The 24,926-nt window shown below is 32.6% G+C and carries 25 protein-coding genes; 13 read left to right on the top strand and 12 right to left on the bottom strand.

Translation table 11 applies throughout. The features are described 5' to 3' along the window. Positions 1 to 53 precede the first annotated feature (53 nt). The 3 genes from HM992_RS05995 to HM992_RS05985 all read left to right on the top strand — a co-directional run bounded on the left by HM992_RS05995 (position 54) and on the right by HM992_RS05985 (position 1,982). Positions 54 to 917 carry a sigma-70 family RNA polymerase sigma factor gene (locus HM992_RS05995; RefSeq protein ID WP_178985920.1) on the top strand — a complete coding sequence of 288 codons (864 nt, stop codon included), beginning with the start codon at positions 54 to 56 and terminating at the stop codon, positions 915 to 917. Between the two features lie 219 nt (positions 918 to 1,136). Then, positions 1,137 to 1,331, top strand: coding sequence for a 30S ribosomal protein S21 (gene rpsU / locus HM992_RS05990; protein ID WP_092471038.1), 195 nt, complete (start codon positions 1,137 to 1,139; stop codon positions 1,329 to 1,331). A gap of 135 nt (positions 1,332 to 1,466) precedes the next feature. Further along, positions 1,467 to 1,982, top strand: coding sequence for a gamma carbonic anhydrase family protein (locus HM992_RS05985; protein WP_178985921.1), 516 nt, complete (start codon positions 1,467 to 1,469; stop codon positions 1,980 to 1,982). 19 nt (positions 1,983 to 2,001) lie between these two features. On the opposite strand, the gene HM992_RS05980 is transcribed toward HM992_RS05985, so the two are convergent. The 9 genes from HM992_RS05980 to HM992_RS05940 all read right to left on the bottom strand — a co-directional run bounded on the left by HM992_RS05980 (position 2,002) and on the right by HM992_RS05940 (position 10,823). Next, complete coding sequence (locus HM992_RS05980; RefSeq protein WP_179319047.1) at positions 2,002 to 2,349, bottom strand: GTPase; 348 nt, start codon at positions 2,347 to 2,349, stop codon at positions 2,002 to 2,004. 34 nt (positions 2,350 to 2,383) lie between these two features. Beyond that, a complete protein-coding gene (gene murI / locus HM992_RS05975; protein ID WP_178985923.1) occupies positions 2,384 to 3,163 on the bottom strand; it encodes a glutamate racemase in 780 nt (259 codons plus the stop codon). Between the two features lie 68 nt (positions 3,164 to 3,231). After that, the gene (locus tag HM992_RS05970; RefSeq protein WP_178985924.1) at positions 3,232 to 3,732 is read right to left on the bottom strand and encodes an OmpH family outer membrane protein; all 501 of its coding nucleotides are present in this window, start codon (positions 3,730 to 3,732) and stop codon (positions 3,232 to 3,234) included. A 32-nt stretch (positions 3,733 to 3,764) separates the two neighbouring features. Then, positions 3,765 to 4,919: an OmpH family outer membrane protein gene (locus tag HM992_RS05965; RefSeq protein WP_229720455.1), complete on the bottom strand. Its 1,155-nt coding sequence runs from the start codon at positions 4,917 to 4,919 to the stop codon at positions 3,765 to 3,767. A gap of 141 nt (positions 4,920 to 5,060) precedes the next feature. Beyond that, a complete protein-coding gene (bamA, locus tag HM992_RS05960; RefSeq protein ID WP_179319046.1) occupies positions 5,061 to 7,685 on the bottom strand; it encodes an outer membrane protein assembly factor BamA in 2,625 nt (874 codons plus the stop codon). Beyond that, complete coding sequence (locus tag HM992_RS05955) at positions 7,657 to 8,397, bottom strand: isoprenyl transferase (protein WP_178985926.1); 741 nt, start codon at positions 8,395 to 8,397, stop codon at positions 7,657 to 7,659. Before HM992_RS05955 ends, bamA begins: the two co-directional genes overlap by 29 nt. Next, positions 8,398 to 9,087 (bottom strand): type IX secretion system protein PorG, encoded by a 690-nt coding sequence (gene porG / locus HM992_RS05950; protein ID WP_178985927.1) that lies wholly within the window; start codon positions 9,085 to 9,087, stop codon positions 8,398 to 8,400. A gap of 109 nt (positions 9,088 to 9,196) precedes the next feature. Beyond that, a complete protein-coding gene (locus HM992_RS05945; protein WP_178985928.1) occupies positions 9,197 to 10,075 on the bottom strand; it encodes an NAD kinase in 879 nt (292 codons plus the stop codon). 91 nt (positions 10,076 to 10,166) lie between these two features. Next, positions 10,167 to 10,823: a CBS domain-containing protein gene (locus tag HM992_RS05940; RefSeq protein ID WP_178985929.1), complete on the bottom strand. Its 657-nt coding sequence runs from the start codon at positions 10,821 to 10,823 to the stop codon at positions 10,167 to 10,169. A 90-nt stretch (positions 10,824 to 10,913) separates the two neighbouring features. Here HM992_RS05940 and HM992_RS05935 point away from each other — a divergent pair, with 90 nt between their 5' ends. The 7 genes from HM992_RS05935 (at position 10,914) to clpX (ending at position 17,678) form a co-directional block, all read left to right on the top strand. After that, entirely contained in the window at positions 10,914 to 11,627 is a 714-nt protein-coding gene (locus HM992_RS05935; protein ID WP_178985930.1) for a pyridoxine 5'-phosphate synthase, read from the top strand. 181 nt (positions 11,628 to 11,808) lie between these two features. Next, complete coding sequence (locus HM992_RS05930; protein WP_179319045.1) at positions 11,809 to 12,570, top strand: alpha/beta fold hydrolase; 762 nt, start codon at positions 11,809 to 11,811, stop codon at positions 12,568 to 12,570. Between the two features lie 22 nt (positions 12,571 to 12,592). Next, entirely contained in the window at positions 12,593 to 13,687 is a 1,095-nt protein-coding gene (locus HM992_RS05925) for an energy transducer TonB (protein ID WP_179319044.1), read from the top strand. A 51-nt stretch (positions 13,688 to 13,738) separates the two neighbouring features. Further along, positions 13,739 to 14,086, top strand: a complete 348-nt coding sequence (locus tag HM992_RS05920; protein ID WP_178985933.1) for a phage holin family protein — start codon at positions 13,739 to 13,741, stop codon at positions 14,084 to 14,086. A 79-nt stretch (positions 14,087 to 14,165) separates the two neighbouring features. Then, a complete protein-coding gene (tig, locus tag HM992_RS05915) occupies positions 14,166 to 15,488 on the top strand; it encodes a trigger factor (protein WP_178985934.1) in 1,323 nt (440 codons plus the stop codon). A gap of 211 nt (positions 15,489 to 15,699) precedes the next feature. After that, positions 15,700 to 16,374: a ClpP family protease gene (locus tag HM992_RS05910; RefSeq protein WP_178985935.1), complete on the top strand. Its 675-nt coding sequence runs from the start codon at positions 15,700 to 15,702 to the stop codon at positions 16,372 to 16,374. A gap of 74 nt (positions 16,375 to 16,448) precedes the next feature. Next, positions 16,449 to 17,678 (top strand): ATP-dependent Clp protease ATP-binding subunit ClpX, encoded by a 1,230-nt coding sequence (gene clpX, locus HM992_RS05905; protein WP_179319043.1) that lies wholly within the window; start codon positions 16,449 to 16,451, stop codon positions 17,676 to 17,678. Between the two features lie 346 nt (positions 17,679 to 18,024). Here clpX and HM992_RS05900 read toward each other — a convergent pair whose 3' ends face one another. Continuing rightward, positions 18,025 to 19,542 (bottom strand): GH3 auxin-responsive promoter family protein, encoded by a 1,518-nt coding sequence (locus HM992_RS05900; protein WP_179319042.1) that lies wholly within the window; start codon positions 19,540 to 19,542, stop codon positions 18,025 to 18,027. A 53-nt stretch (positions 19,543 to 19,595) separates the two neighbouring features. On the opposite strand from HM992_RS05900, the gene HM992_RS05895 reads away from it, so the two are divergent. After that, positions 19,596 to 20,387 (top strand): DUF2797 domain-containing protein, encoded by a 792-nt coding sequence (locus HM992_RS05895; protein WP_179319041.1) that lies wholly within the window; start codon positions 19,596 to 19,598, stop codon positions 20,385 to 20,387. Positions 20,388 to 20,418: 31 nt separating this feature from the next. Continuing rightward, the gene (locus HM992_RS05890) at positions 20,419 to 20,649 is read left to right on the top strand and encodes a PLDc N-terminal domain-containing protein (RefSeq protein ID WP_178985939.1); all 231 of its coding nucleotides are present in this window, start codon (positions 20,419 to 20,421) and stop codon (positions 20,647 to 20,649) included. An 11-nt stretch (positions 20,650 to 20,660) separates the two neighbouring features. Here the strand turns inward: HM992_RS05890 and HM992_RS05885 are convergent, their stop codons facing one another. Together HM992_RS05885 and HM992_RS05880 are read right to left on the bottom strand one after the other, a co-directional pair. Next, on the bottom strand, positions 20,661 to 21,395 hold the full coding sequence (locus tag HM992_RS05885; RefSeq protein WP_179319040.1) for a LytR/AlgR family response regulator transcription factor: 735 nt from the start codon (positions 21,393 to 21,395) through the stop codon (positions 20,661 to 20,663). A 74-nt stretch (positions 21,396 to 21,469) separates the two neighbouring features. Beyond that, positions 21,470 to 23,686 carry a tetratricopeptide repeat-containing sensor histidine kinase gene (locus HM992_RS05880; protein WP_195806603.1) on the bottom strand — a complete coding sequence of 739 codons (2,217 nt, stop codon included), beginning with the start codon at positions 23,684 to 23,686 and terminating at the stop codon, positions 21,470 to 21,472. A 165-nt stretch (positions 23,687 to 23,851) separates the two neighbouring features. Here HM992_RS05880 and HM992_RS05875 point away from each other — a divergent pair, with 165 nt between their 5' ends. Continuing rightward, entirely contained in the window at positions 23,852 to 24,880 is a 1,029-nt protein-coding gene (locus HM992_RS05875) for an SIMPL domain-containing protein (RefSeq protein WP_179319039.1), read from the top strand. The last annotated feature ends 46 nt before the right edge of the window (positions 24,881 to 24,926 follow it).

Raw genomic sequence — 24,926 nt, 5'->3', positions numbered from 1 at the left:
CTTTTGTTAATAATTAGGTTACATTGAAGGTTCACTAAATTTTAAAAGGATACATGAGGCAATTAAAAATCACCAAGCAGGTTACTAACAGAGAAGATAAATCGTTAGACAAATATTTACAGGATATTAGTAAGATTCCGTTAATTACTGCAGATGAAGAGGTCGAATTAGCACAGCTAATTAGAAAAGGTGATCAAGCAGCATTAGACAAACTAACAACATCCAATTTAAGATTTGTTGTTTCGGTTGCTAAACAATATCAAAATCAAGGTTTAAAATTACCAGATTTAATTAATGAAGGTAATGCCGGTTTAGTAAAAGCTGCAAAACGTTTTGATGAAACAAGAGGTTTTAAGTTTATTTCTTACGCCGTATGGTGGATTAGACAAGCTATTTTACAAGCTTTAGCAGAACAGTCGCGTATTGTTCGTTTACCACTAAATAAAATTGGTACTATTAACAAGATTAATAAAGCCTTTTCTCATTTAGAGCAAATAAATCAAAGACCACCAAACGCAGATGAGATTGCTCGCGAATTAGATATTAGCGTTCGAGAAGTAAAACAATCTATGAAAAACTCTGGCCGTCACCTTTCTATGGATGCACCATTAAAAGATGGGGAAACTTTTAGTTTATATGACGTTGTAAGTTCTGGTGAATCACCGAGACCAGATAAAGCATTAATGAAAGAGTCTTTAAACACAGAAGTAGAACGCGCTTTAGAAACACTAACTCAAAAGGAAAGTGATGTTATTCGTTTAAACTTCGGAATTGGAGATCAACCACCAATGACGCTTGAAGAAATCGGAAGTATTTACGATTTAACTCGCGAACGTGTAAGACAAATTAGAGAAAAAGGCATCAGAAGATTAAGACACGCAAGTAAAAGTAAGATTTTAAAGACTTATTTAGGATAGAAATAGACGTTTAGGCGACTTAGCTTTTAGAGCTAAGAATCGAGACGCTTTCAGTAATTATTCAGATTTATCGTATTGATTTTACAGTCTAAATAGTATTGAAAATTTTATTCATAAAAATAAATGTTTAAAACTTACGTATAATTTTTTATTTTCAAATAGTTAGCATATATTTGCCGACCATTTGCAAGAAATAGTTAACAAAAATATATCGATATAATGATTAAAATCGAAATCAAAGAAGGAGAAAATATAGAACGTGCACTTAAGCGTTACAAGCGTAAACACAGAAATGTGCAAATTATGCAGAACTTAAGAGAAAAGCGTTATTTCGCAAAGCCTTCTGTTAAAAGAAGAAGAGAAATTCAGAAAGCTGAATACATTCAAGGTTTAAGAGACGCTGAAGATATATAGATATTATTTATATAACAGAATACTAAAGAGTAGCACTTGTGCTGCTCTTTTTTTATGCCATAAACTCTGATTAATACGAATTTTCATTTTATCTTTAGAGTACAAATAAGATTTAAACTCATTAAGAAATAAGTTATGCCAATAATTAAATCAGTTAGAGGAAAAGAGCCTCAGATTCCAGCAGATTGCTTCATAGCAGAAAATGCAACTATTGTAGGAGACGTTACCATAGGAAAACAATGTAGTGTATGGTTTAATGCTGTAATTCGAGGAGATGTACATTATATAAAAATGGGTAACAAGGTGAATATTCAAGATGGAGCCGTTATACATGCTACGTATCTAAAATCACCTACAACCATTGGTAATAATGTATCTATTGGCCACAATGCCCTCGTTCATGGCTGTACTATAAAAGACAATGTACTTATAGGCATGGGAAGTATTATAATGGACGATTGCGTGATTGAGAGCAATAGCATCGTTGCTGCTGGTGCTGTAGTCACTAAAAATACGATTGTAGAATCGGGCAGTATTTATGCTGGAGTACCTGCAAAAAAAGTTAAAGATATTAGCCAGGAGTTAATCTCTGGCGAAATTGATAGGATTGCAAACAACTATGTTGAATATTCTAGTTGGTTTAAGGAATAACTACTAAATGGTATCCTTTTTAAAATTGAAGTTTCAAGCGTGCTATTAAATCATCAACATTTGAAATTTCATTTAAAATATCTGCATTTAAAACAGTTGACATCTGATGTGCTTCGTGTTTTAAAATAGCAGGAAATACCATGTTAATATTAGGGAATTTTGTTTCAAACTCATCCTTGTGATAAAATTCCATATCAATATTACTTTTTGCTCTAAAATCCTTCCAAATGCGATTTTCAGAAAACGTATCAAATGTTAACGCACATAAAGAACACTTATAGGTTGAAGGACTCATAAATTTATGTCCCGCGTCAAACAAGGCATTCATTTTTCCTGAGTTGGCATTATAAACAAAGAGTAATTTCATGTTTACATTAGTAGGGTTTACAAATAGAACCTTACTAAAAATCTAGATAAGACACATTAAATTTATAATCTAAAATGGAATTTAAAACTGTAATATCTCCATTTGAAAATAATTGAATATTTGGATTTTCAATTGAATCATTAAGAACATCTAGTGCTGTCAACACAGCCTGTGTCTGTTTTGCCACTGCTCTACCCGAATCAATAATTCTTACATGTTCTGGAAGCATTTTAGTTAGCATAGGAATAAGGTAAGGATAATGTGTACAACCTAGGACCAAATAATCTATATCCTGCTTTAGCATAGGCTCTAAATAGGTTTTTAAATACAATTGCATGACTTCTGAATCTAATTGACCTGTTTCAATTAAAGGCACAATACCTTCACCTACTTGTTCAATAATTTTAATGTCTTTAGAATATAAATCTATAGTGTTATGAAAAAGCTGACTACTTAAGGTGCCTTTAGTAGCTAGAATTCCAACGACTTTAGTTTTTGTATTTAAGGCGGCTGGTTTGATAGCAGGTTCTATACCAATAAACGGGATATCATAGTTTTTTCTTAAGTAAACTATGGCATTTGTTGTTGCTGTATTACAAGCCACAACAATAATTTTGCATCCTTGTTTTATAAGAAATTCGGTATTCTTAATACTTAATTGGACAATTTCATCTTCAGACCTATTACCGTAAGGAGCATTTTTACTGTCTGCAAGATAAATGCAATTTTCGTTTGGCAATAACTCATGAATCTCCTTGAAGATAGACGTACCTCCAATACCAGAATCAAATATGCCAATAGGACTGTTACGCATTACTACAAAAATAAAAAAGTCGCTTAACAATAAGCGACTTTTTGAATAACTATTTATTATTAGGATTATTACATTCCTAATTGTTTTTTAACGTCTGCCATAAGATCTTTACCGTCTGCTACAATAAGCATTGCTGAATCTACAACATATTGAATTCCTTGAGCTTTAGCCACTGCTTTAATAGCGTTATCTGCTTTTTCTACAATAGGCTTTAAAAGATTAAATTCTTTCTCTTGTAAATCTTTTTGTGCTTGTTGTTGGTACTCACTTAAACTTTGTTTAATACCTTCAACTTCAGTCATACGATCCATATTAGTTTGCTCAGTCTGTGTCTCAGCTTCAGAATTGTATTGCTTTAGTTTAACGTCTAATTCTTTAAGTGACTCTTGAATTGTTGCTTGATACGTTTTACTCAACTTTTCAATTTCAGCTTGAGCTGTAGCATAAGCTGGCATGCCTTTAATTAATTCTTGTTTATTAATATGAGCAACGTTGCTTTGGGCAGATGTAAAACTTGTAGCTCCGATAAAAAGTACTGCTGCAAATAATAAAGTTTTTAAATGTTTCATTTGTTTTTAATTGTATTACGTGTTATAAATTGTTAATTATTGTCTTCGTTTTTCTTTGCTTTCGCTATAGAATCGTTTCTTTGAACTTGTCTTTCACGCTCTTCACGAGCTTTTTTACGTTGATCTATTATTTTCTGTTTTCTAGCTTCTAATTCCTTTTGACGTGCTTCTCTATCTTTTAACTTTTGAGCACGTAGTTCTGCTGCTATTTCCGCAGCCGTTTTAGGCGTTTCAGAATTAATTGAATCCTTTTTAACAATGCCTTCAACTTTTATACTATCCGTTTTTACTATTGAGATCTCTTTTACTGTCGCTTTTGACGTACTATCAGTTTCAACAGATTTAGATTCAATAGTTTTTGATTCTTCAGAATTAGATCCAGATCTTTCATTTCTTTCGTCAATCACTTTTTGACGACGTTCTTCTGCTTCCTTTTTCTTAGCATCTCGTAAATCTTGTTGAGCCTGTCTTCTATCTTCAGCTGCCTTTTCACGCTCTGCACGTTTTGCGGCTAATTGTTCTTCACGACTTGCTTTACGATCTTCTAATGCTTGTTGACGTGCATCTTTATCTGCACTTACTTCTGGTACAACTTCCTCGTCTTCTAATTCCTGACGTTCTTTCTTGCTTTTTGCTTGCGATCGTTTAGAAGTTCTTGTTATAGTTCTTAAAACTTGCTCGCTCATATCATAGCGCTCCGCTGAATATAACATAACTACATCTGCTGATTTATCAAAAACAAAATCGTAACTTTTAGTCTCTGCAATTTCTTGTACAGCTGCAAAAATCTGATCTTGAATTGGCTCTATTAATTGACGTTTTTGAATCATTAAATCTCCTTCAGGTCCAAAACGCTTTTGTTGATAATCTAAGACCTCAGCTTCTTCAAAAGTGATATCCTCATAACGCTCGTCGTATAATTCCTTTGTTAAAAGAACGCTTTCATTATCGAGCTCTTTCTTTTTCTGTTCAACGGCATTTAACTTCGTTTCAATTTCAGTCTTCCATTGTTGCACTTTCTTGTCTAACTGAGAAGAAGCCTCTCTATACTCTGGTACATTCTCTAAAATATACTCCGTATCGATGTAACCTATTCTTACACCACGTTGGGCATTTACACTACATGTTGCAAGACCAATTATTGTTAATAAAAAAAGAACTTTAAATTTCATCATTTTTGTTTTCATGTTTTGAGACATTTTAGGTGTAAAACTCAATGTGTTATCATTTTAGTGTTACTAAGCTTCAAATTTAACGAAATATATTCTTAAAAATTTTAACAATATGATGAAATCCTTATTAAGCTATTAGAAAATATCGTGCCAAACTTAAAATTGTTGACCAATTATGAAGTGTGTTTCCCAATTTTTAACTGTTGTTCCGTATGGAGATTCATCGAAGGCATGACCAAAATCTATACCAAGTAAACCAAAGGCTGGCATAAAGATTCTAAGTCCAAAACCAGCTGATCTCTGAAGTTTAAATGGATCAAAATCTTTAAAGTCATTTACAGATGTACCTGCTTCTAAAAATGAAAGTGCATAAATTTTAGCCTGTGCTCCTAATGTTATAGGGTAACGTAGTTCTAATGAAAATTTACTGTAAATAGACCCACCATCATCCGAAGATAAGGATTGGTTAGGATACCCTCTTAATTGAACCACTTCTCTACCATCTAAAGAATAATTAGCAAGACCATCACCACCTAAGAAAAAGCGTTCAAAAGGAATCACACCTCGATCATTATTATAGGCTCCCAGAAAACCAAATTCCATACTAGGACGCAGTACTAATTTTTTAGTTAATGATTGGTACCAATCTGCCTTAAATTTAATTTTATAAAACTCTAACCAATTAAAACGCTCTTGATCAATCTCTGATACTCTTTCCGTCGCATCATCGAAAATTGCTGTTTCTTGTAATGATGGATTAGAATTAGCGTAGTAATCACTTATAATCTCATTTTGTTCTTCTCTTTCGTCTTTTAGTGCTGTATAATCCACTCCATTCACCAATGAATATGGGAATGAAAACTTAGCAGAAACGGAAAAACTAGATCCTCCTGTTGGAAAAATTGGATCATTATAAAGATCACTTCTACTTAACCCTATCGTATAGGATAAGTTATTTGAGGTACCATCACCAAAGGTAAATAGACCTGTGTTATAATTTTGAAGATCGTAATGTTGGTAGCTTATAGCTTGTGACAATAAAAAATAATCATCTGGCTCAGCCAACCTTGTTGACACACCCAACGTTAAACCTGTAATATTAAAGCTTTTCTTTTTATTAGCACTTCCTGTTGAAGAATCATACAAAAACTGTCTTGAGTAAGAAAGTGAAGATGATAATTGAAATGGTTTTTTACCACCAAGCCAAGGTTCGCTAAAAGAAAAACTATAGGTTTGAAAATATTGGCTTGCTTGAAGTCTTAAGGCTAAACTTTGACCATCTCCTCTAGGTACAGGTTTATAGGCATCCTTCTTAAAAATATCTTTTATAGAAAAGTTATTAAAAGATAATCCTAAAGTACCAATAAAACCACCACCACCATAACCACCTTGCAGTTGTATTTGGCTAGAACCTTGTTCTACTAAAGAATATTCTACATCTAATGTTCCATCAACAGGATTAGGATTTTTAATATCCGGCACTATTTGCTGTGCATCAAAATAACCTAATTGCCCCAATTCTCTAATCGTTCTAATAATATCCGATTTTCTGTATAATTCTCCTGGACGTGTTCTAATCTCTCTATATATAACATGGTCATTAGTAACATCATTACCTACAACCGTTACATTATTAAAGTAAGCAGGCTTACCTTCTGAGATACGGATTTCCATATCTATGACGTTACCCTCAGCACTTACTTCTACAGGATTAATCGTAGAGAACATATAACCAAAATTTTGATAGGCATTGGTAATATCGTTAGCATCAGGGTTTGTATCATCTGCAATACGTTCTCGTAACTCTACACCATTATAAGTATCACCTTCTTTTAATCCAAGTAGGTTAGACAATTGTTGGTCTGAATAAACGGTATTACCAACAAAAGTGATCTTCCCAAAGGTGTATTTTTCACCTTCTTCAACCTTTATATTTAGACTTATCGTTTTATCGTTTAAATACGTAATAGAATCCGAAATAATTCTGGCATCTCTGTAACCGTTCTCTTTATAGTAATCTACAACACTCACTAAATCTTCTCTAAAATCATCTTCAATATATTTAGAGCGTTTTAGAATTCTGATAAATTTCTTTTGCTTCGTGCTCTTCATAGCCTTACGAAGCTTTTTGTCCGTTATTTTTTCATTACCATCAAAACTAATCGTTTTAATTTTAACTTTTTCGCCTTTATCTATAACAACACGCATGTCTACACGCTCCTTCTCCACAGAGTCAATAACTTCTGAAGTACTAATTCTTACATCCGTGTTTAAAAATCCTTTTTTTCTATACTTATTAGTAAGGTAATTTTTAGTTGTAGCAATAAGGTTTTCTGTTACTTTCTGACCTGGCTTTAACTTGTTTTCGTTAATAATCTCGTCCTTTTTCCCTTTTTTAACCCCTTCTATTGTAAGGTCTTTAAGCTCTGGTAAATCACTAAGATTAATCTCTAAATTTGCAGTATTTCCATCAATGTTAACCACATAAATATCAATACTACTAAATAAATTGGATTTCCATAAGGTCTTTACTGCATTGGCTATTTTTTCTCCACCAACTTGAATCTCTTCGTCCTTTCTTAGTTTAGAATAGGCAATAATAGTTTGTGCACTAAAATTAGTGTTTCCGGTTACCGTAATCTCTTTAATTAAATAGGTTTCTCCGTCCTCTACTTGAGCAAAACTGTTTAATGAAATTGTAAAGAGGCATGCAACACAAAAAAGTTTAATATATGACTTCAATATTGCAGTATTAGGTAAGTTGTTCGCTTGTTTTTCCAAATCTTCGTTCTCTGTTTTGATAGTTTATGAGTGCCTCATATAGATTTTCTTTCGTAAAATCCGGCCATAAAACATCTGTAAAATATAGTTCAGCATAGGCTATTTGCCATAGTAAAAAGTTACTAATACGTTGCTCTCCGCTTGTGCGTATAAGTAAGTCTACATCTGGTAAATTGTGCGTGTAAAGATGCTTATTAATAATTGATTCGTCAATACTTTCAGAAGAAATTATATTATTTTTAACTTTAACTGACAATTCTTTAATAACATTAACAATTTCTTCACGAGAACCGTAGCTCAAGGCTAACGTTAATGTCATGTTTGTATTATTTTTTGTTTTTTCAATAACATCTAATAGTTCTTTGTGTGCCTTCTTTGGTAAATCGTTTAAATTTCCAATAGCACACAATTTGATATTGTTGTCTTCAAATGTTTTCATTTCCTTTTTTAAGGACTTTACCAAAAGTTTCATTAAGGTTTGAACCTCTAATTTTGGTCTATTCCAGTTTTCAGTAGAAAATGCATAAAGCGTTAAGTTCTTAATACCCAATTCTGCACAAGCCTCAACGGTTTGCCTTACTGATTTGGTTCCGTTTTCATGACCGACAACTCGCAACAAGCCTTGTTGTTTTGCCCAACGACCGTTGCCATCCATAATAACTGCAAGATGGGCAGGAAGTTTCTTAGTATTTATTTGTTCTCTTAAACTCATTTAAAAATTGCAATAGCAAGGTCTTCTACCAAAAGTGTAAGTTAATGTAATTCCGGTAAACATATACCAATCGTTATTATTAGTATTACCGAAACTTAACGCATCTCTGTCTTCAGAATCTGGCACACTTCCGTCTAATTCATCAGAAAACGTATAACGTGCTCCAATTTCTGCAGCTAAAACCATCTGGTTAGTTATGTTTGTTTTATAGCCTAATACCATAGGAATACCGAATGCCCAACTATTTGTGTTTTCTGATGTATACTCACCAATAGTTGAATAATAATAATTATCGTGATTGGTAAGTGTGATACCAGAATATAAATAAGGTGTTCCTTTTGTACCTATAGTATGAAGGTCGAATTCTAAAAACGTAAATTCCATACCTAATGAAATCTCAATTATACTAGTATTAAACTCGTAACCACGCTCTTTTCTTCTTGGGTCATCTGATTTTGCATCGATCCCTTCTAAATCTGAAAAAATTACCGAAGCTCTAAATGAGTGCCTTTCACTTCTGTTCCATTTTGCTAAAACACCAAATGCTAATTGATTTGGCGAAATGTAATCTGTAGCACCAACATCTCCAATAAAGTTACTTCCACCTGCATATACGCCAACTTCATAAATTTGAGCATCAACGTTATTGGTGATAAAAACGCATAAAAAAATTAGAAAAAAATATCTCATATAGTTTTCAAAGTTTGCAAATATAACAATTCTGATTTGTGCGCAATAATTTGACACAAATAGTCTTACAGAAAACAGTATTAGAGCGTAATTATTGTATAAAAAAGCATTAGTTACGACGATCTTCTCCCCAAAGTAATTTTTTACGAAGGGTTGCTAAGAAGGATTCGTCTAAAAGCTCTACCATCTTTATTACAAAATCAGCTTTCTTTACAGTAACTGTTGTTGTATTTGAAAGCGTCACTATTCGCGAATCTAAAGACATTAAAAATTGATCCTCTCTACCATTAACTCTAAGTGTAACCGTTTTGCTATCGGGCAACACTAAAGGTCTAGCACTTAAATTATGAGGTGCTATGGTAGTTAACACAAAGTTTTTTGCGTTTGGAGCGATAACAGGTCCACCGCAACTTAATGAATACCCTGTAGAACCTGTTGGAGTAGACAAAATAAGTCCATCAGCCCAATACGTGGTTAAAAACTCATCATCGAGGTGGGTTTCAATCGTAATCATGGACGTGGTGTTTTTTCTACTGATAGCAATTTCATTCAGCGCAAAATGTGTATTTACAACATCCTGATGTTCTGGATCTGTTGAAACGCTAAGTAACGTACGTTCAGAAATTTTGTATTCTCCATTAAAAATCTCGGTTAGTGCCGACTGAATATCATCAATTTGAATGGTTGCTAAAAAGCCTAATCTCCCTGTATTTATTCCCACAACAGGAATATTTAAATCTCTAACATAAGTAATGGCTCTTAAAATAGTACCATCACCTCCAACACTGATCAATAAATTAAAACTATCGTCTAACGTATGAAACGTATTAATATGAGGACTGTCTTTTACATTTTGAAACTGTGTGACTAAAAAATCTTCTTCAACATAAATTTCGGCCTCCTTCTCTAATAAAACATCAATTAATTTCTCAACGGCCTGCTGAGTAATTTCTTTTAAGTAATTCTGACCGTAAATGGCAACTTTCATGCGTTTCTATTTATTATTTTTCAATGGTCACATGTTGTTCGCTATTAATCATTCTATATGCTGATAAATCTTAAACATGCTTGTTTCATCTTTACATGTTTAGATATTTATCGAGGTACTGTGAACGCTCCTTTAAAGTTTCAAGATAAGAATCATCTTCATGACCAGACACAATATTATAACTATAGCGTCTAAATGATTGAATAATATCATTAAGACTTGTATTACTTATTTTTAGTGTGATTCTTGCTAAATCACCTTCCATTTTAGAAATAAATGCGCCTAAAAGCTTCGAATCATTAGATTCAACAATCTGACTAATCTCACTAAAGGAATAATCATTGACACCTTTTTCAACAATTAAAATACCTCCTGGCTCAGAAAAGAAAGGGGTTTCATTAAAGAGGTGTATAATATCATTTAACTCGTAATAACCCAAATATTTATTATTAGGATCCAAAACCGGCATTATGTTAGAATCGTTTTGCGCAAATGCTTCTAAAACATCTAACCAATTAGTAGTTAGTCTAACAAAAAAACCTTCAATAGCATAATTACAATCGCTTATGGTTATTGCGCCATCAAAACAATGTGCATCCGTTTCAGAAATACAACCCATATAAACTCCGTCCCTTTCAATAGGAATATGAGAATAGGTTAACTGATTAAACAGTAATTTTAAATCACTAATTTTATCCGTTATACTTATAGGTTTTATGTCGTTTATTATATAGTCTTGAAGCTCCATTTAACTGTATTAAATATGTTGCAAATTAATCAAAAATAACCATAAAATACACCTCCTACTTTGTATTTTTGTGATTCAAAACCTATTACAATGACAAAGTTAAGTGTTAATATAAATAAGATTGCAACGTTAAGAAATAGTCGCGGAGGCGACACACCTAATGTAGTGCAGTTTGCAAAAGATGTTCAGCGTTTTGGAGCGGAAGGAGTCACAATTCACCCAAGGCCAGACGAAAGACACATTCGCTACCAAGATGCCTACGATTTAAAATCTGAAGTATATACGGAGTATAATATAGAAGGTAATCCCATTCCTAAGTTTGTAGATATGGTTTTAAATATTAAACCGACTCAAGTGACTTTAGTACCCGATTCTGTTGATGCCATTACATCTAATGCTGGATGGGACACTATAAAACATAAAGATTTTTTAATTGAAGTAATTAAAGAATTTAAAGCTAATGGTATTAGAACTTCCATATTTGTAGATCCAGATTTGCATCAAATTGAAGGTGCAAAAGCCACAGGAACTGACCGCATAGAATTGTATACAGAAGCCTTTGCTCATCAATATAGTTTAGGAAATGAAAATGCCATAAAACCTTATATGGAATGTGCAGGCTTAGCCAATACTTTACAATTAGGCATTAATGCCGGTCATGATTTATCCTTAGACAACATCGCTTTCTTTAAAGAAAATATTACGGGCTTATTAGAAGTATCTATAGGACACGCACTAATTGCTGAAAGCCTATATATGGGAGTTGAGAATGTGATTGGAAAGTATTTAGAAAAGCTTAAATAAGAATTAAAAAGGTATTTCACGCAAAGCCGCATAGGCGAAAGGCGCAAAGAAAAACACATTTATTTAAAAATGTATTACAATATCAGATTCAATAAGCTCTATAATTAATAAAGAAATCACATCCACATAACCACACACAGCTTTGCGCCTTTGTGCCTCTGCGTGAAAAAAAAAAGTTTAAATGCAACTACACTCAAACATTATAGGAGAAGGCAAACCATTCATCATCTTACACGGATTTCTTGGTATGGGAGATAATTGGAAAACCTTAGCCAAACAATTTTCTGAATCTAATTTTGAAGTTCATCTCGTAGACCAACGAAATCATGGTCGTAGTTTTCATTCGGAAGAATTTGACTATGAAGTCATGGCTGAAGACTTAAAACACTATTGTGATGATCATAATTTAAGAGATATTGTTTTATTAGGTCATTCCATGGGAGGAAAAACAGCGATGTTATTTGCTGCAAAATATCCAGAATTGGTAAGAAAACTTATCGTTGCAGATATTTCTCCGCGTTACTACCCTGTGCATCATGATGCTATTTTAGAAGGTTTAAGTAGTTTGGATTTTTCAGAATTAAAAACTAGAGGGGAAGCAGACAAAGCGTTGAGTCATTATATTAATGAAGCCGGAATTAGAATGTTTTTACTCAAAAATTTATATTGGGTAAACAAAGGACAACTAGGATTAAGAATAAACCTCGAGGTTTTAAAAGAAAATATTTCAGAAGTTGGAGAAGCACTTCCCATACATGCCACCTTTGAAAAAGACACTTTGTTTTTACGTGGAGACCGTTCAGAGTATATTGGCGAAGCTGATGAAGCTATTATTCATAGACATTTTCCAAATTCTGAAATTATCACTATTTCAAATGCAGGCCATTGGTTACATGCCGAAAACCCTAAGGATTTTTATGATTCTGTAATGAATTTTATTTAAATTTAACATCTACCTTATCACTATGAAATATCTAATTGTAATTACGCTTTGCTTATTTAGCTTTCAATTTTCAATGGCTCAAGACACACCAGATGGACCATATCAAGACTATTACGATTCCGGAGAACTTAAAGAAGAAGGGCAATACAAAAATAATAAACGTATTGGTCAGTGGAAAATGTATTACAGAAACGGACAAGTTTCAAAAGTATTCAGCTATAATGACGGCAAATATAACAATACATCAATTACATACTACGACAATGGCACCATAAGCAATAAGACGGAATTAGAGGATGGTGTTTATGTTACATTCGGGTATTATAAAAACGGTAACTTAGATTATAAAAGACAAGATGAATCGGGCTATTTTAAAAGTTATTATGAAAGCGGCGCCAAAGAAATAGAAGCTAATTATTTTGAATTTGATTTAGTTGGGGAATGGAAAAAATACTACGAAAACGGTAAACTTGAATGGCTCGTCACTTATAAAGAAGGCTATAGACATGGTTCTTATAAAAAATATGACGAAAATGGCAACTTAATACTTGAAGGCACTAACCTTAAAGATAAGGTAAGTGGTGAGGAGAAAAGATATTTACCAAGCAACATATTAGAATGGAAAGGGAATTATTCTAAAGGTGTTCTAGATGGCACATGGATTAAATACAATCAAAAAGGGAAGAAAATTGAAAAGATTAAATTTAAACAAGGCATCTCCTCAAAACCTGAATATAACAATATTTTTAAACCAACTATCGTCGCAGATGGTGTCATAGAACGCGTACCTATTTATCCAGGCTGTGAAGAAATGCTGACCAATAAAACAAGAAAACAATGCATGAATATCAATGTAAATCAGTTTATTGGTAAAAATTTTAATACGGACTTAGCATTAAATTTAAATTTAATAGGAAGACAGAGAATTACACTTCAATTTAAAATAGATAAAACAGGACAAGTAATAGAAGCCAAAGCAAAAGCACCACATCCTGGTTTGGCTAAAGAAGCTGTAAGAGTAATTAACCTATTACCAACCGTGGAGCCTGCATACCAAAGAGACAAACCCGTTATCATCCCGTACTCAATACCAATTGTTTTTCAAGTTCAGAAATAATAATGTAGATAATATTTAGTATCTTAGATATCATCCTAAAAAATTAAAATTATGAATATCATCCTAAGACTATTACTAAACGCATTAGCCGTTTTTATTTTAGCAAACATACTTAGTGGAGTTACTGTTGACGGCTATGTTGGAGCCATTATAGTTGCTGTAGTTTTAGCAATTCTAAATTTGTTAGTAAAACCAATACTAGTAATTCTAACCATACCAGTGACCATTGTAACATTAGGACTTTTTCTATTAGTCATCAATGCGCTAATTATATTATTAGCAAGTAATCTTATCGATGGATTTAGCGTCTCTGGCTTTTGGACCGCATTGCTTTTTAGTATTCTTTTATCCATTTTACAATCGTTATTACAATCGTTCTTAAAAGAGGATAAAAAGTAGCTTAAGGTCAAACCTTTAAAACTGTTGTTGGGTTGCAAAAAATATTGTATTTTTGCAGCCCAATTTTAGTTTCAAAAAAATGAATATTACAAGAGAAAATATCGATGCATTAAATGCAATTGTAAAAGTGGACATCGCTAAAGAGGATTACAGCGATAAAGTAGAGAAAATCTTGGTAGATTACCGTAAGTCTGCTAACATTCCTGGTTTTAGAAAAGGTCATGTACCAATGGGAATGGTAAAGAAGCAATATGGTAAAGCCGTATTGGTAGATGAAGTAAACAAATTACTACAAGATGCTCTTGGAAAGTATTTAGTTGAAGAAAAATTAGATGTTTTAGGTAATCCATTACCAAAAGCACAAGATGATTTAAACTGGGATGCAGAAGCATTTACGTTTGAATTCGAATTAGGTTTAGCACCAAAATTTGATGTAGACTTAAAAAGCAAAAAAGCAATAACACATTATAATATTGTGGCTGATGACAAAATGATTGATGATCAGATTGTTCATATCCAAAAACAATATGGTAAAATCGTTTCTCAAAAGGAAGTAACAAAAGATTCTGAAATCACAGGAACTTTTACTAACGAGGAAAAAGAAATCGATAATTCTACAATGTTAACTTTAGATAAATTAAAAGGAAAAACAAATCCTAAGAAATTTATTGGAGCTAAAGTTGGTGATGTAATTACATTGAAAACTAAAGGCTTATTTAACGACGATCACGATTTAATGACGTTTTTAAAAGTATCTCATGATGATGCTCATGGTTTAGATATTGAAGTGAATTTTACAATTACTGAAATTAACGAACGTGAATTAGCCGATTTAGATCAAGAGTTATTCGATAAGCTATTCGGAAAAGGTATTGTTACTTCTGTAACAGAATTGAAAGATAAAATCAAAGAAGATTCAGAAAAGCAATTTTCACAACAAGGTGACCAGAAGTTATTAAATGATGTTACTGAGAGTTTAGTTGAGAATACTAAATTCGATTTACCAGCAAGTTTCTTACAGAAATGGATGCAAAATGCAGGTGAAGAGCAAATGACAGAAGAGCAAGCTAAAGAAGAATACGAAAAGTCTGAAAAAAGCATGCGTTACCAACTTATTGAAGGTAAATTAATGACAGATCATAAACTTCAAGTTCAGTTTGAAGAATTGAAATCTTACGCTATGGAAATGATTAAGGGTCAGATGGCACAGTTTGGTCAAATGAATCCTTCAGACAAGGAATTAGAAGACATTGCAGCACGTATCTTAGGAAACCAAGACGAAGTTAAACGTATGTCTGAACAATTAATGAGTCAGAAATTATTAAACTTATATAAGACTGAAGCCAATATTAAAACAAAAGACATCACTTATGATGATTTTGTAAAAGAATTCTATAGTTAATTCTAAAAGTATTAAGGCTTTAGCTTAAAACCTTAAAATGTAGTTACGGGAAAACCGTAACCTAAAAATTATTAGTATCTTTAAGGCGTAAAATGTAAAAGTTTTACGCTTTTTTATTGGAATACATTTTTCACAAAAAGCAAACACCATACTAAGCATATTACTAGTGTTTTATGGCAATCAAACATTAATTAAAAGAATTAAAACTCATATGGATTACGGAAAAGAATTTGAAAAATTTGCAATAAAAGATCAAGGTATCAATAGTAATTACTATTCTAAGATCATAGAAAGTATGTATCCTTCAAATATGACACCGAATATTATTGAAGAACGTCAGATGAATATCGCCGTTTTTGATGTATTCTCTCGTCTAATGATGGATCGTATTATATTTTTAGGCACAGGTGTTAATGACCAAGTGGCCAATATTATACAAGCACAATTACTATTTTTACAAAGTACAGATGCTTCAAAAGACATTCAAATTTACATTAACTCTCCAGGAGGTTCAGTATACGCTGGCTTAGGTATTTATGATACGATGCAATTCGTTAAGCCAGATGTCGCTACAATTTGTACAGGTATTGCTGCTTCAATGGCAGCAGTATTATTATGTGCAGGTGCAGAAGGAAAACGCTCTGCCTTAACACATTCTCGTGTTATGATTCACCAAGTAAGTAGTGGAACTCAAGGGCAGTTAAGCGATATGCAAATTGCATTAAAGGAAACTATTAGAGTTAAAGAAGAATTATATGCCGTTATTGCTAAACATACTGGCAAAACAGTAGAGCAAGTTGAAAAAGATTCTGATAGAGATTATTGGATGCGTTCTCAAGAAGCTTTAGACTACGGAATGATTGACGAAGTATTAAAGAGAAAGTAATTAAGATTATTTTCGACTTATAATTAAAACGTAAAAAGGGATTTCTGCATTAGCAGGAATTAAAAAAAGAGAAGATGGCAAAGGAAGAATTAGAATGTTCATTTTGTGGTAGGAAAAAGCCAGAAACTAGCTTGCTTATTGCAGGTTTAGATGCACATATTTGTGACCGTTGTATTGAGCAAGCACACGGTATTGTTATAGAAGAGTCTAAACAATCTGGTAATTCAGATTTAAGTGCAGAATTAATACTTAAAAAGCCTAAGGAGATTAAAGGCTTTTTAGATGAATATATAATAGGACAAGAAAACACAAAACGTGTGATGTCTGTTGCAGTATATAATCATTATAAGCGTTTATTACAAGCACCAACTGATGATGATATCGAAATACAGAAGAGTAATATCATTATGGTTGGGCAAACTGGTACAGGAAAAACATTAATGGCAAAGACCATTGCTAGAATGTTAAACGTGCCTTTAGCAATAGTAGATGCAACGGTATTAACAGAAGCAGGTTATGTCGGAGAAGATGTAGAAAGTATTTTAACGCGTTTATTACAAGCAGCAGACTACAATCTTGAAAAAGCACAACGTGGTATTGTGTTTATAGATGAAATTGATAAGATTGCACGTAAAAGCGATAATCCATCTATAACCAGAGATGTTTCTGGTGAAGGTGTACAACAAGCTTTATTAAAACTTCTAGAAGGCACCGTGGTTAATGTACCACCAAAAGGAGGACGTAAGCATCCCGATCAAAAATTTATTGAAGTAGATACCGAAAATATCTTATTCATTGCAGGTGGAGCGTTTGATGGTATTGAGCGTCATATTACTAAACGCTTAAATATGCAAGCCATTGGTTACAGCTCAATTAATAAAGAAAGTATTGATAAGGACAATATTTTGAAATATATTATCCCTAAGGATTTAAAGGATTTTGGTTTAATACCTGAAATTATTGGTCGTTTACCTGTATTAACTTACATGGATCCTTTAGATGCTAAAACATTAAGAGCTATTTTAACGGAACCTAAAAATGCCATTATTAAACAATACAAAAAGTTGTTTGAAATGGACGATGTGGAATTCTCTATTACAGATGGTGCTTTAGATTATATTGTAGAAAAAGCTATTGAGTACAAACTTGGCGCTCGTGGTTTAAGGTCACTTTGCGAAGAAATCTTAACTGAAGCCATGTTTGAATTACCTGGTTCTGATGAAACAAAATTAAATATTACAAAAACATATGCTGAAGATCGATTGAATAAATCGACAATTAAAAAATTGAAGGCCGTTTCATAACCTTAGTTTTACATCATTAAAAAACCACAATTTCAATATTAGAAATTGTGGTTTTTAGTTTTAGTTAGGGATTGATTAATTAAATATTGCACGCAATACTTTATATATAGTTGAGGGAATTTAAATAATGATAGCACATTTATTTACTGCTAATATATAGGCATAAATTAAAGCAAGTCCAATTTGATTTTTTTATTGGTTAAAATCTATGGGATTGACGATATAGTGTCCGTAAATGTTATTATTAGCGATAAAGTGTATGGCGTTTAAATGGAAACTAAATCTGAACCAAATAGCGTTTGCAACTGTCTAATCGCAATCGTTTAGACAAAAAAACAAAACACTTTTATAACTGATTAAGTTGCAATAACGCGTCCAGATAAGTCCGACTATTAGATAAGCGTGGTACTTTATGTTGTCCTCCAAGTTTATCATTCTCTTTTAACCAATCGTAAAACAAGTTAGGCCTTGCGCTGTGAATCTTTGGTTTATTAAGCGTCATATTATTCAAACGCTTGGCTTCATAATCGGAATTTAAAGACTTTAAGGAATCATCAAACAGCTCTTCAAAATGAGACATATTAACTGGTGGTGTTTTAAATTCAATAATCCACTCATGAGCTCCTTTTTCTTTACCTTCCATAAAAATAGGAGCTGCTGTATAATCAACAATCTCAGAAGCTGTACGTTTGCATACATTTTTAAAAGCCTCTTCAGCATTTTCTATAATTAATTCTTCACCAAAAGCATTTATATGATGCTTGGTTCTACCGGTCACCTTAACTCTATGTGGACTTAAACTTACAAAACGGATTGTATCTCCAATTTTATAGCGCCACAAACCAGCATTGGTTGTAATAATTACCGCGTAGTTAGTATTCAATTTAACGTCACCTAACGGAATCACTTTTTGCTCTTCAGTGCCATAGGAAGTCATAGGAATGAATTCATAAAAAATCCCGTAATCTAACATCAACAATAAATCACTAGAATTATTTTGATCTTGAATAGCAAAAAAGCCTTCAGATGCATTATAAATCTCGTAATATCTAAACTTATCCGATGGTAAAATAGCTTTATACTGTTCTACATACGGATTGAAATTTACTCCACCATGAAAATAAACTTCTAGGTTTGGCCAAATATCAAAAAGACTGTCTTTATCCGTTTTTTCTAAAACATTATTGAGTAACACTAACATCCAAGAAGGAACACCTGCAAGACTTGTTACATTCTCCTCTATAGTCTCTTCTACTATAGCCTGCATCTTCGTCTCCCAATCGCTCATCAGAGACACACGATTACTAGGTGTACTACTAAATTCTGCCCAAAATGGCATATTATCGATTAAAATAGCACTTAAATCACCAAATACAGTTCCATTTTCTTTGTACAGTTCTTTACTACCACCTAATCGTAAACTTTTACCTGTAAACAATTGTGCGTCTTCATTATTGTTTAAATACATACACAACAAATCCTTACTCGCCGCATAATGGCAATCTTCTAAAGATTCAAAACTAACAGGAATAAACTTACTTTTCGCATTAGTAGTTCCGCTAGATTTAGCAAACCATTTTATAGGTCGAGGCCAAAAAATATTCTGTTCACCATTACGAGAACGTTCAATTAATGGTTGAAATTCCTCATAATTTACCACAGGAATTCGCTCATTAAACTCTCTATAAGACTTAATAGAATCAAAGTCATATTGTTTACCAATCTCAGTGTCTTTAGCAAGTTTTAATAAACTAAATAGTAATTCGTTCTGGACTTCGTTTGGGTATTTTAAAAACAACTCTATTTGATGGAATCGTTTTTTCAAAAACCAAGACGCAATGGAATTTACAATAGGAATTGGCATGGATTGGCTATCTTTACGCTATTAATTAATGCTAAAAATACTAAATTTCTTTCATGGTTTATACAGGAGTCCTCACTAAAATGCAAACCGAATTTTTAGAACCTATTCAATACTATTTAGTCTTTGAAAATGACTTCATTCATGTCAATCAGTTATTAAATAAAACTATTGATATAAAATTGGTTGGACACCAATGTCTAAGCTGCGGATTAGATCGTCCGATTTACAGACAAGGCTTTTGTAAAACGTGTTTTTTTGACAAACCTTTTGCTGGTGATTGGATAATGCGACCAGAATTGAGCACAGCACATTTAGGGAAAGAAGATAGAGATTTAGATTATGAAACAAAAGTGCAACTACAACCGCATATTGTGTATCTAGCCAATTCTAGTAATGTAAAAGTTGGTGTGACTAGAAAGAGTCAAGTACCAACGCGTTGGATAGACCAAGGTGCTCATGAAGCGGTTGAAATTGTTGAAGTTCCTAACCGTTATTTAGCAGGCATTACTGAGGTCGCTTTAAAAGATCATGTTGCCGACAAAACCAATTGGCGAACGATGTTGAAGAATGATATAAAAGATGAAGATTTATTAGAATGGAAACAAAAATTAAAAGCCTACATTCCTGAGGAAGCCTTACCATATTTTATTGAAGACAACACAGAAACACATATTAAGTTCCCTGTAGAGCATTATCCTGAAAAGCTAAAAAGTCTAAATTTAAGTAAAACACCTCATTATTCAGGAAAACTAGTTGGCATTAAAGGACAGTATTTAATTTTTGAAGATGACACCGTTTTTAATGTAAGATCTAACGAAGGGTTGGTTGTAGAATTGAGTATTTAAATTTCTTGGTTAATTTTCTAAACACAGCGTCATGGAATCATCTTTAATTATCGGCTTTATAATTGTTGCTATTGTATTATGGTTTTGGGCAATTTTTGATATCACCCGATCTCGATTTAAAACCCCTTATATGAGTACCGTATGGTTTCTGGCTATTTTATTCTTTCCAGTAATCGGTTGTCTCTTTTATTTTCTATTTAGAAAAAAGCTTGTTACTGAAAGCCCTAGAAAATTTCAGCCTAAATTTAACCGAAGAGATTAAATTTAATTAGATTACTTGAAATATGACAATAAATCAGATTTTTTAGAAGCCGAAACCAGAATCTCTTTTCCGTTACTTAAAATCACACTACCTCCTTTACCTTTTACGTATTTTACGATTTCATTCACATTAACTAAATAGCTCTTGTGAACTCTAGCAAAATTGGCATCTTTTAGGCTTTCTTCTATATATTTTAAAGTTTTACTAACGAGTTTCTTTTTATTGTTATGCAGATATATTTCGGTGTAGTTGTCATCAGCCTTACAATACATAATGTCTGCTGTTTCTATAACTTCAAAACCATCTTGTTGTGGAAGTGTTATTTTACCATTCACCGAATTGGTCTTTGGTACTAAAATTTGATTTTGAAGCGCATCTTCTTTGGTTCTAATTTCAGTAACATAATCAACAGCCTTAATCAATTCATCAATAGAAATTGGTTTCATTAAATAATAAGAGGCATGTGCATTTAGTGCGTCAATCGCATAGTGATTGTATGCCGTCACAAATATGGTTTCAAAATTAATATCACCAACCTTATCTAATAAATCGAAGGCATTACCATAAGGCATTTCTACATCTAAAAAAACCACGTCTAAATCATTGTTTCTAATTAAAACTAAGGCTTCTTCAACATTAGCAGCTTCTCCTAAAATTGAAATATTTGGACAATATTTAGTCAGATAATTTCTTAGAATTAGTCTGCTGTTTTCTTCGTCTTCTACTATTATGGCGTTTAGTTTCATAGTCTATAGTTTGAAGTGAGAAGCTCGAAGCTCGAAGTTACTTTCAACTTCCAACTTCAGGCCTCAAACTTTATTTAGTCTTTTTTAAGTGTGACGACTACTTTTGTTCCTGCATCTTCCAAGTCCTGAAAATCATTAATCGTAACATCAACTTTATCTTTATACATCTCATTCAAAATGGCAACCCGTTTTTTAATGTTGTTCATGCCTTTTGAATTTTGTTTTTTCTGATGATCCGTTTTTAATGCTTTAGAGCGACTTCTACCAATGCCATCATCAGAAATTGTAATTGTTATTTCATCTTTAGATTTGGGTTGAATTGTAATATTTAAATGCCCTTTATCTCTTTTGTAACGCAAGCCATGCCATACTGCATTTTCGATATACGGCTGTAATAACATTGGAGGAATCTGGAATTCTTCAACATCTACAGCCTCATCCACATCTATAGTATAATCAAACTTATCTTGAAATCTAAAATGTTCGAGCTTGGTATACAAATTCAATAATTCAATTTCCTTTTTTAGTGGAATGAAATCTTCCTCACTATTTTCTAATACAGCACGCATCAATTGTGAAAAATCTGACAAATATTTGTTAGCAGTTCGCTCATCGTTTGTCGCGATAAATGTGTTCACAGAATTCAACGCGTTAAAAATAAAATGCGGATTCATTTGGCTTCGCAACGATTTTAAGGCTAATAAATTATTCGCCAATCGTTGTTGTTTGATGTATTTAAACATTAAAAAACCCGTAATTAGCAATAGGATTAAACCACCTATTAAAGAATAAATAATAAGTTGTTGACTTTTATTACGTTCTTGGGTTAATTCATAAGTACTTTTAGATAAAGCGCGATCACTCTCTAAAGTAGTTATTCTATTTTGCTGCTCTGCAATATTGCGACTAAAACGTGCCGCTTGAGAAATTTCTTGTCTTTTCCTAGCGTATAATTCATCTACAACATCCTTATATTCTTCATTATAAGCGATTGTTTTTTCTGTATTCCCTAACCGCGCATTAACTTCAGAAAGCTTCCGTGTGGCATCTAATTTTACATCTAAATCACCTCGTTCTCCTGCTTCTTCCATACTTTTCTCTAAGTACGGAATGGCATTGGTTAAATCATTACTTAATAAATAGGCATTACCAATTTTATAGTTTTGCTTTTGGGATGTAATTGGGCTATCATTACTAATTACAGAATCGGTTTCAATATCTTTAATCCCTTCAATGGCCAGTTTTCTTAATTCAATTTCACTTTCATATTCGGCATTTTCACTATTAAACTCAGCAACTTTCACTTGTTCTTCAACAGCACGTTTTTTATTTTCTTGCTTCGCTAAACTCAATGAATTGGTAAAGTAACTTTTAGCCTTAACGGTTTGCCCTTGCTTACTATAAACCTGTGCTATTTTAGAATTTAAGTCCGTAACCTTAGGCGCTATGAGATGTTGCTTTGCAACCTTCAACCCGTCTTCATAAGCTTGAATAGCTTTAGTAAAGTCTTTCGTTTTTAAATGAGCATCTCCAATACCTTCAAACCATATTGTTTTTTGATAATTAGATAAAGTCTTTTCATCAATCTGGTTGAAAGTACTAAGACTAGTTTCAAAATTTCCGTTGTTAAGGTACGCTTTGGCTAACTTCAATTTTGCAGATGCTGTTTCTGTATTTTGAAGGCTGATTCTATACGCTGAAATCGCCAAATCGAACTGTTTCCAAAACATATATATATCTCCTAATAATTCCTGGGCTTCAGCACTTTGTGTTACCGTTACATTGACATTTAAAGCATCTCCAATAAACTTGATACTTTTTTCGGCATCCTTTTTCAGATAAGCATCTGCCGAATCAATCATCTGGTTAAAACGCTCAAAATCTCCTTTACTTCTACCACGAAATTTAGATTGTTTAGCGTCAACAACCTCAATACTAATTCGTTCATTAGATTCTATAGTGTAGTAAATTGTCTCAAAATCGGGATGTTTTACAATAAGTTCATCACCAATTTTAGCCTTTATATCAAACGTTCCATCAAAACTTGTGGTTACATAGCTTCCACCATTTATTAAAATCTCAACATTCTTATAAGGTTTATGGGTTTCTTTTTCATACACAGAACCTCTAATGGTAAATACAGGTTTTTCATCTGCTCGCTTCACCTCCCTATTCTGCCCAAAGGTTACAAGACCTATAAGAAAAAATATTAGTAGTATATAATATGGTTTAGGAATTCTCACTTCACTTTTAATTAGTTGGACTAAACTACATACTTTATTTGGTTTCAAAAAATGAGGTATTCTAAATTTGACGTCTTTTCATGCCAAAAAAGGCACTTCTACTAAATTTATAGTGGACTTCACTCAGCCGAAGCAGCACTTTACTCATTGTCGATTTTAATCCCTGTTTTTATAACAGAGCTTTACGCCATAAATCAAAAAACAATTATGAAAATGAAATCAATTAATCTAACATTACTGCTATTCTTAATAAGCTGTTCATCTATAATAGCTCAACACCGAGGAAATTATAATGAAATCACCCAAGATATTTCTAGACAGAATATTTTAAGCTCTGGAAATGCACAAATCTATAATCCAACAGTTCAGCAGCAAATTCATCAAACACTCCATCCCAGTAATGTATTAACGGTAGATGTAAAAGCGCTTCAAAATGCAAGCGCTACGACTTACACAGCAATATTCAATGTCTCTCAAATGGGATCGTCTGCAGAGATGACTAGTCAATTAATGACAGCACGTATAGACAGTATTAAACAGCGTTTAAACGCTATTGGCATCTCTCAAAAAAATATGGCGATTGATGTGATTTCTTTTATTCCTATCTATGAAGTTGAAGTTACAAAGAAACTATTCAGCAAAACCTATACTGAAGTTCCTAAGGGATTTGAATTACAACAAAACATTCATATCCAATTTACAAAAACCAGTCAATTTGAAGCCATTTTATCAGCTTGTGCTCAAAGTGAAATTTATAATCTGGTAAAGGTTGATTATTATATAGACAATATTCAAGAGGTCTATAAAAATCTTCAAGATGAATTATTGAAACTTATTGATGAAAAGAAAGCGTATTACAAAGCTCTAGGGTTTGATATGTCTACTTATGATGTGTCTATTGCAGATGATAAATACTGTTATTTCCCAAAGGATTTCTACCAAAGCTATCAAGCTTATAATAGTACTTCTGTTGAAGCTTTAGATAAAAACAAAGGTGTTACAACGGTAAAAAAGCAGACCTCTTATTATTACCAACCTTTAACGTATGAAAATTATGATGTGGTGATTAATCCTTCAATTTTAGAACCCGTTGTTCAAATTGGCATGAATATAAAACTGGTTTTTACTCCGAAACCGAAAGAAGTCAAGGTAGCACCTGTAGTTGAAACAAAAATAGATCACAAATACTATGTGATTTCTCCGAATGGAACTATAGACGTAAAAGAATTAAATACTAAATAAAAAAGAATCAAGATCGCTTCGCTGTAAGAACATAAAATCAAGACTT

The sequence above is a fragment of the Winogradskyella helgolandensis genome (assembly GCF_013404085.1).
Lineage (GTDB): Bacteria > Bacteroidota > Bacteroidia > Flavobacteriales > Flavobacteriaceae > Winogradskyella > Winogradskyella helgolandensis.
Note: the sequence above shows the minus strand (reverse complement) of the source record. Positions and strands in the feature narration are given on the sequence as shown.

Coding starts and splice junctions, on each gene's coding strand:
- HM992_RS05995 (WP_178985920.1), top strand. CDS start 54: ATGAGGCAATTAAAAATCACCAAGCAGGTTACTAACAGAGAAGATAAA.
- rpsU (WP_092471038.1), top strand. CDS start 1,137: ATGATTAAAATCGAAATCAAAGAAGGAGAAAATATAGAACGTGCACTT.
- HM992_RS05985 (WP_178985921.1), top strand. CDS start 1,467: ATGCCAATAATTAAATCAGTTAGAGGAAAAGAGCCTCAGATTCCAGCA.
- HM992_RS05980 (WP_179319047.1), bottom strand. CDS start 2,349: ATGAAATTACTCTTTGTTTATAATGCCAACTCAGGAAAAATGAATGCC.
- murI (WP_178985923.1), bottom strand. CDS start 3,163: ATGCGTAACAGTCCTATTGGCATATTTGATTCTGGTATTGGAGGTACG.
- HM992_RS05970 (WP_178985924.1), bottom strand. CDS start 3,732: ATGAAACATTTAAAAACTTTATTATTTGCAGCAGTACTTTTTATCGGA.
- HM992_RS05965 (WP_229720455.1), bottom strand. CDS start 4,919: ATGAAAACAAAAATGATGAAATTTAAAGTTCTTTTTTTATTAACAATA.
- HM992_RS05955 (WP_178985926.1), bottom strand. CDS start 8,397: ATGAGTTTAAGAGAACAAATAAATACTAAGAAACTTCCTGCCCATCTT.
- porG (WP_178985927.1), bottom strand. CDS start 9,087: ATGAGATATTTTTTTCTAATTTTTTTATGCGTTTTTATCACCAATAAC.
- HM992_RS05945 (WP_178985928.1), bottom strand. CDS start 10,075: ATGAAAGTTGCCATTTACGGTCAGAATTACTTAAAAGAAATTACTCAG.
- HM992_RS05940 (WP_178985929.1), bottom strand. CDS start 10,823: ATGGAGCTTCAAGACTATATAATAAACGACATAAAACCTATAAGTATA.
- HM992_RS05935 (WP_178985930.1), top strand. CDS start 10,914: ATGACAAAGTTAAGTGTTAATATAAATAAGATTGCAACGTTAAGAAAT.
- HM992_RS05930 (WP_179319045.1), top strand. CDS start 11,809: ATGCAACTACACTCAAACATTATAGGAGAAGGCAAACCATTCATCATC.
- HM992_RS05925 (WP_179319044.1), top strand. CDS start 12,593: ATGAAATATCTAATTGTAATTACGCTTTGCTTATTTAGCTTTCAATTT.
- HM992_RS05920 (WP_178985933.1), top strand. CDS start 13,739: ATGAATATCATCCTAAGACTATTACTAAACGCATTAGCCGTTTTTATT.
- tig (WP_178985934.1), top strand. CDS start 14,166: ATGAATATTACAAGAGAAAATATCGATGCATTAAATGCAATTGTAAAA.
- HM992_RS05910 (WP_178985935.1), top strand. CDS start 15,700: ATGGATTACGGAAAAGAATTTGAAAAATTTGCAATAAAAGATCAAGGT.
- clpX (WP_179319043.1), top strand. CDS start 16,449: ATGGCAAAGGAAGAATTAGAATGTTCATTTTGTGGTAGGAAAAAGCCA.
- HM992_RS05900 (WP_179319042.1), bottom strand. CDS start 19,542: ATGCCAATTCCTATTGTAAATTCCATTGCGTCTTGGTTTTTGAAAAAA.
- HM992_RS05895 (WP_179319041.1), top strand. CDS start 19,596: ATGGTTTATACAGGAGTCCTCACTAAAATGCAAACCGAATTTTTAGAA.
- HM992_RS05890 (WP_178985939.1), top strand. CDS start 20,419: ATGGAATCATCTTTAATTATCGGCTTTATAATTGTTGCTATTGTATTA.
- HM992_RS05885 (WP_179319040.1), bottom strand. CDS start 21,395: ATGAAACTAAACGCCATAATAGTAGAAGACGAAGAAAACAGCAGACTA.
- HM992_RS05875 (WP_179319039.1), top strand. CDS start 23,852: ATGAAATCAATTAATCTAACATTACTGCTATTCTTAATAAGCTGTTCA.